Source organism: Mesorhizobium sp., from assembly GCF_005063415.1.
Classification (GTDB): Bacteria; Pseudomonadota; Alphaproteobacteria; order Rhizobiales; family Rhizobiaceae; genus Mesorhizobium.
On record NZ_SUEG01000209.1, the window covers coordinates 1 to 7,071 of the forward strand.

The 7,071-nt window shown below is 62.3% G+C and carries 6 protein-coding genes; 1 reads left to right on the forward strand and 5 read right to left on the reverse strand.

Annotated elements, in window-relative coordinates; translation table 11 throughout:
* The 5 genes from ugpC to E5W70_RS29785 all read right to left on the reverse strand — a co-directional run.
* The coding region (ugpC, locus tag E5W70_RS29765) for a sn-glycerol-3-phosphate ABC transporter ATP-binding protein UgpC (protein WP_292664863.1) at window positions 1-847 on the reverse strand (847 nt) is incomplete at its 3' end.
* Window positions 848-872: 25 nt separating this feature from the next.
* Complete coding sequence (locus E5W70_RS29770; RefSeq protein WP_292664864.1) at window positions 873-2,537, reverse strand: alpha-glucosidase family protein; 1,665 nt, start codon at window positions 2,535-2,537, stop codon at window positions 873-875.
* Window positions 2,538-2,541: 4 nt separating this feature from the next.
* Window positions 2,542-3,696, reverse strand: coding sequence for a carbohydrate ABC transporter permease (locus E5W70_RS29775; protein WP_292664865.1), 1,155 nt, complete (start codon window positions 3,694-3,696; stop codon window positions 2,542-2,544).
* A gap of 1 nt (window position 3,697) precedes the next feature.
* Window positions 3,698-4,711, reverse strand: a complete 1,014-nt coding sequence (locus E5W70_RS29780) for a sugar ABC transporter permease (protein WP_023680221.1) — start codon at window positions 4,709-4,711, stop codon at window positions 3,698-3,700.
* Between the two features lie 227 nt (window positions 4,712-4,938).
* A complete protein-coding gene (locus E5W70_RS29785) occupies window positions 4,939-6,294 on the reverse strand; it encodes an ABC transporter substrate-binding protein (RefSeq protein ID WP_292664866.1) in 1,356 nt (451 codons plus the stop codon).
* 362 nt (window positions 6,295-6,656) lie between these two features.
* Here E5W70_RS29785 and E5W70_RS29790 point away from each other — a divergent pair.
* Window positions 6,657-7,071 (forward strand): LacI family DNA-binding transcriptional regulator (locus E5W70_RS29790; protein WP_292664867.1); only part of this gene is annotated, 415 nt, incomplete at its 3' end.

The window sequence follows — 7,071 nt, forward strand, 5'->3', positions numbered from 1 at the left end:
CCCCGAAGCTCACCGCAGCGCCTTTCGCCGAGGCAGGCGTTGCGATCGGCACCGTCGCCTTGCGGCCGCCGACATGGCTGACAACGGTGGGGTTGCCGGTCCTGTCGATCGTTGCCGGCAGGATGTTCATCGCCGGCGAGCCGATGAACTGGGCGACGAACAGATTGCCGGGCCGCTTGTAGAGCTCCATCGGCGTGCCGACCTGTTCGATATGGCCTTCCTTCAGCACCACGATGCGGTCGGCCAGCGTCATCGCCTCGACCTGGTCGTGAGTGACGTAGATCATCGTTGTGGCCGGCATCGATTCCTTGAGCTTGGCGATCTCGATGCGGGTGGCGACACGCAGCGCCGCGTCGAGGTTGGATAGCGGCTCGTCGAACAGGAAGACCTTGGGATTGCGCACGATGGCGCGGCCGATGGCGACGCGCTGGCGCTGGCCGCCCGACATCGCCTTGGGCAGACGGTCGAGATATTTGGTCAGCTGCAGGATCTCGGCCGCCTGGCGCACCCGCTTGTCGATCTCGGCCTTGCTTTCCTTACCGATCTTCATCGAGAAGGCCATGTTGTCGTAGACGGTCATGTGCGGATAGAGCGCATAGGACTGGAACACCATGGCGATGCCGCGCTTTGACGGCGGCACGTCGTTGACGATTTCGCGGTCGATCTTGAGCTCGCCCGAGGTGATCTCCTCCAGTCCGGCGATACAGCGCAGCAGGGTCGACTTGCCGCAGCCCGAGGGACCGACGAAGACGATGAATTCGCCCGACTTTATGTCTAGGTCGACGCCGTGCAGAATGTTGAGATTGCCGTATGATTTCTTCACTTGCCTTAGCGTGACATCGGCCATGGTACCCTCCAGTTCTTCCTTGAATTCAGTCGATACGCCCGAACCAGGCGCCGTAGCCGCCGAGGCGGATAGTGCCGGCGCCAGTCTGTCCCGAAAACCCGTGTCCCGGCAAGGGCTGCAGTGAGCGGCCGCCAAGATCGACTTCGGCCGGCTTTGCGCCGAGATTGAAGGCGCAGACGATCTGCTCGTTGCCTTCGCGGCGCGTGAAGGCGACGGTGTCGCCGTCGCTTTCGATGAACTCGATATCACCCTTGGCCAGTGCCGGATGAGCGCGGCGGAAAGCCAGGAAGCGCCGGTAGTGCTCGAGCAGCGAGCCGCCGTCGCCTTGCTGCACATTGACCGCTTGCGCAAGGTGCTTGCTGGGCACCGGCAGCCAGGGCTTTGTCGTCGAGAAGCCGCCATTGCGGGCAGCGCCGTCCCAAACCATCGGCGTGCGGCAGCCGTCGCGGCCCTTGAATTCCGGCCAGAAGCGGATGCCGTATGGGTCCTGCAGATCCTCGAAGCTGAGTTCGGCCTCGCTGAGCCCGAGCTCCTCGCCCTGATAGATACAGACCGACCCGCGCAACGACATCAGCAGCGCCGAGATGACCTTGAGATAGGCGGTCGGGTCGGGCTCGCCGGCTGCCCAGCGCGAGGCGGGACGCATCACGTCATGGTTGGAAAAGGCCCAGCACGACCAGCCGTCGCTGGCCACCTTGCCGAAGGTTTCCAGCACCGAGCGCACCTTTGCCGCGCTGATCTTCTCCGGCGCCAGGAAGTCGAAGGAGTAACACATGTGCACGCGCTTGCCGCCGGCCGTATAGGCCGCCACCACTTCCAGCCCACGCTGCGAATCGCCGACCTCGCCAACCGCGGCCGTCGCCGGATATTCGTCGAGCAAGGCGCGGAAGCGTTCGAGGAAGCCGAGGTTTTCAGGCCGGCTCTTGTCGTAGAGATGGTCCTGGTAGTTGTAGGGGTTGACGGCCGGCGCCGTCTGGTCGTTGCGCTGCTCGGGCGGCAGCGGCGGATTGTCTTCCAGGCCTTGGCTGTGGAAGTAGAAATTGATGGTATCGAGGCGAAAACCATCGACCCCGCGCTCCAGCCAGAAGCGGGTGACGTCGAGCAGCGCGTCCTGGACCGCGCGGCTGTGGAAGTTGAGGTCGGGCTGCTCGGCCAGGAAATTATGCAGGTAATATTGCTGGCGGCTGGTGTCCCACTGCCAGGCCGAGCCGCCGAAGATCGACAGCCAGTTATTGGGTGGCGTGCCGTCCGGCTTGGCATCCGCCCAGACATACCAGTCGGCTTTTGGATTGCTGCGGCTCGAACGGCTTTCCTTGAACCAGGGATGGATGTCGGCGGTGTGCGAGAGCACCTCGTCGATCATCACCTTGAGGCCAAGCCGATGCGCCTCGGCGGTCAGCGCGTCGAAGTCGGCCAGCGTGCCGAACATTGGATCGACATCGCAATAATCCGACACGTCGTAGCCAAAATCCTTCATCGGCGATTTGAAGAATGGCGAGATCCAGATGGCGTCGACACCGAGCGAGGCGATGTAGGGCAGCCGGCCGATCATGCCCCTGAGGTCGCCGATGCCGTCGCCGTTCGAATCCTGATAGCTGCGCGGGTAGATCTGGTAGATCACGGCACCTCGCCACCAGTCGCGATCTGTAGCGAGATCGGGCTTCGGGGTGGCCTTCAAAGCGGATTGCATGATCTCAACCTCCTTTCACCGAGCCGGCAAGCAGCCCGCGGACGAAATAGCGCTGCAGCGAGAAGAACACGATCAGCGGCACGATGATGGTGACGAAGGCCGATGTCGTCAGGATCTCCCAGTCGCCGCCGCGCGAGCCGAGCAACGCATTGAGCTTGGCGGTCAGCACGATCTGGTCGCCTTCGGTACCAAGGAAAACCATCGCCACCAGCAGATCGTTCCACACCCAGAGAAACTGGAAGATGGCGAACGAGGCCAGCACCGGGAACGACAATGGCAGCACGATCTTGACGAAGATCTCGAAATCGCTGGCGCCGTCGATGCGCGCCGATTCCATGATCTCGCGTGGCAAGCCGGCGATATAGCTCCTCAGGAGATAGATGGCAAAAGGCAGGCCGAAGCCGGTATGCGCCAGCCAGATGCCGAGATAGGTCTTCGACGGCACGCCGAAGAAGCTGCCGACACCGTTATAGAGCTTCAACAGCGGAATCAGCGACATCTGCAGCGGCACGACCAAGAGGCCGATGATGACGGCGATGAGCAGGGCCCGGCCGGGAAAGCGCATCCAGGCCAGCGCGTAGGCGGCGAACGCGGCGATCAGGATCGGGATGACGGTGGCCGGAATGGTGACGGTCAGCGAGTTCATGAAGGAGCGGCCGATGCCTTCCGAAAACAGCACCGTGTCGTAATTGTCGGTGGTGAATTTCGGCGGCGCCGACGAGGCGTAATAGACGCGCTGGCCGCGTTCGCTTTCGAAAGCCTTCGGCGAGGTCATGACGAAACTGCCGTCGGCATTGACCTGCAGGGTCACGCCGTCGCCGAGATCGGCTGTCGTGCCGGCGGGATATTGCGTCGGTGCGGCCGACTTGACGCCGAAGGCGCTGATGTTGCGGGCCGGGCCGTCGCCGAAAATATTGCCTTGCAGGACGAACTTGCCGTCCTTCTCGACCTGCGCCGAGGCGGGCGGCAGCCGTCCGGCTTCCGTCTGGCTGGAACTGGTGAACGAGTTCCACCAGCCCGAAGCGATGATCTGGTCCTTGTCGCGCAGCGACGAGACCAGAATGCCGAGCGTCGGGATCGTCCAGATCGCGACGAAGATGAAGACGGCGATATGGACGCCAAAACGGCTGACAAAGGACTTTCCGGTCGACGCGGCCATCTCAATGTCCTTCCGTCTCTTTGTTCGCCTGGCGGATGTTCCAGACCATGATCGGAATGACCGCGATCATGATGATGATGGCGATGGTGGCGCCGCGGCCGAAATCGCCGCCGCCGCGGAACATCCAGTCGAACATCAGATTGGCCAGCACCTGGCTGTTCCACTGGCCGTTGGTCATGGTCAGCACAATGTCGAAAACCTTCAGCACCAGGATGGTGATGGTGGTCCAGACGACGGCGATCGTCCCCCAGATCTGCGGCACCATGATCTTCCAGAAGATCTGGAAAGGGTTGGCGCCGTCGATGACGGCGGCTTCCAGCGTCTCTTCCGGAATGCCGCGCAAGGCCGACGACAGGATGACCATGGCAAAGCCGGTCTGGATCCAGATCAGGATGACCATCAGGAAGAAATTGTTCCAGAACGGCAGCGAGATCCAGACCTGCGGCTGGCCGCCGAAATACTGGATGATGGCGTTGAGCAGACCGATCTGCGTCTGCCCGTCGCCGCGATACTCGTAGATGAATTTCCAGATGACGCTGGCGCCGACGAAGGAGATCGCCAGCGGCAGGAAGATCAGGCTCTTGGCGATGGTGCCCCACCAGATCTTGTCGGTGAGCACGGCGATGATCAGCCCGAGGAAGGTGCAGGCGGCCGGCACCACCGCCAGCCAGATGATGTTGTTGAGGATCGAGTTGCGGAACTCGCGGTCGCCGAACGCCCATTGATAGTTGGCCAAGCCGACGAAATGGGCGCCGCCGCGATCGAGGAACGACAGCCTCAGCGTCTCCACCACCGGGTAGATCAGGTAGATGGTGAGGATGATCATCGCCGGCCCGACGAACAGCCAGGGTCGGATCACCCCCTGCCGGCGCAGATTATTAATCGCCGCCTTGCCGGAAACGCCGCGTGCCGGAAAGATCGTGTCGAGTGCCTTGTTGGCGCCCCAGAAATAGGCGACGCAGCCGCCCACGCCGATGATGATGACGAATATCGCCGAAAAAATCTGAGCCGCCATGGGTCCCTCCCCCTGCGCACGGATCCGCCAGTCGAGAATGGCTTTGGCGACGGGATCATGCGCCGATTCAGTTGTCTGGAGCGCGACCAGCCGAAAAGCAGGTCACTGGGCGCGCGTCATGCCGGAATGCGTTGTGCTCACGACAGTCGACGCGACGCCAAGCACCGGATAGGATCCGGGCCGTTTGAGGCCCGGATCGCATCAGATTGGGAACTCAAGCCGGCCGCTTACTTGATCGCGTCCCAGCTTTTCTGGATGTCGGTGGCGACGTCCTGGGCGGACTTGCCGCCGACCAGGTCGATCATGCCGGTCCAGAACGCGCCGGCGCCGATCTTGCCCGGCATCAGGTCGGACCCGTCGAAGCGGAAGGTCGAGGCGTTGGCCAGGATCTCGCCCTGCTTCTTCAGCGCGTCGCTAGCATAGGCGTCCTTGTTGACCGACTTGAACGGCGTCACGAAGCCGCCCTGTGCCATCCAGATCTCATGAGCGAGCGGCAGCTTCAGGAATTCGATGAAGGCGCGCGCTGCCTTGGAGTCCTTGGTGATCATGGCCAGCGTGCCGGCGCCGAGCACCGGAGTGCCGAGCTCGGGCCTGGAGGCGTAGGGCGGGTAGTAGAAGAAGTCGGCATCCTCGCCGATCTTGGTGCCTTGCGGGAAGAAGGTCGGGATGAACGATGCCTGATGGTGCAGATAGCATTTCGGCGGCACCGAGAAGAGGCCCTTCGGGCTGTCGCGGAAATCTGTCGCCGCAACCGCCTTGGCGCCGCCCTCGACCATCTTGTCGTCGGTCGCGATCTTGCCGAAAATGTCGATGGCGTTGACCACGGCCGGATCGTTGAACGGAATTTCATTCTTCACCCATTTGTCGTAGGTCTCGGGCGTCTGGGTGCGCAGCATGATGTCTTCGACCCAGTCGGTCGCCGGCCAGCCGGTGGCGCCGCCCGAACCAAGCCCGATGCACCATGGCGTGCCGCCGTCGGCGATGATCTTCTTTTCGAGATCGGCAAGCTCTTCCTGCGTCTTCGGCACCTTGTAGCCGGCTTCCTCGAAATTGTCCGGCGAGTACCAGACCAGCGATTTCACGTCGGCCTTATAAGGAAAGGCGAAGAAGCCGGGCTTGCCGTCCTTGTCCTTGAAGGTGCCGAGGTCGACCCAAGATTGGCCGGCGCCGTAATTGTCCTTGACCCAGTTGGCGGTGTCGTCGCCGAGCGGCGTCAAAAGGCCCTTCGATGCCAGATCCTGGATCAAGCCCGGCTGCGGCAGCACGGCGATGTTGGGCGGGCTGCCGGCCTGCGTGTCGATGACGATCTGCTGTTCGTAATTCTCCGACGAGGAGTACTTGATCTCGGCGCCGGTGGCCTCGGAGAAGTAATCGAGAACGGTGCGGATAAGCCCTTCGTCCTCGCCGCGCCACGGCCCGAAGATCGTCAGCGTCTCGCCCTTGAGGTCGACCTTCTTGAGCTCTTCGTAGTTGGCCCAGTTGAAACGGGGATCTTCGCCCGGCTTGAACTTCAGTTCGGCTTGCGCGGGCATGGCCAGGGCGAGCGTGGCAAACGCAGCGCCCAGCAGAAGCATTTTCTTCATCGGTATTCCCTCCCAGTGGTGACAAACACCGAACGAAACCTCCATTCCGTCCGCCGGCGCTGCAGGACTGTGACTCAGTCGGAAAGGAACTGCAACCTTTCGTGGAGTCTTCCAAAGCGCTTTGGTCATCTTGATCTCGCCACTGAATTGATCGGGAGTCAAGAGGAAGCCGGCTTAATCGATTTAATTTCTGCGGTCGAGTGCCGGCGAAAGTGCGCTGCAGCACAGTTTTCTGGCGGTGCAGCAGCAAATTCGGCTTCAAACCGGTCCGAACCGTGCGTATGGTCACTGCGCTCGGCAACGCGGTTCGTAGCGGTCAGATCGATTCAGATTAAAAGCGCTTTGAGGTTTGGAGGCCTCCGGTGAACCTCAAGCAGCTCTCCCACATGCTGGCGCTTTCGCAGACCACGGTCAGCCGCGCATTGAACGGCTACCCGGAAGTCAACGAGGAAACGCGCCGGCGGGTGATGGATGCCGCCAAGCGTCACGGCTATCGCCCCAATCCGAGCGCGCGCCGGCTGGCGACCGGCAAGACCGGCATGATCGGCTATGTGCTGCCGACGGGAACGACCGTCGATATCGACCCGCATTTCGTCGAGTTCCTGTCCGGACTCGGCGACTATGCGCGTTCGCACGAGCTCGACCTGGTGCTGTCACCGGCCGATCCCGACGACCAGGAGACGACCTACCGCCGCATTGTCGCCAACCGGCAGGTCGACGCGGTCTATATCTCCTCGCCAAGGCCGGCCGACCGGCGGGTGGCACTCGTCAATACGC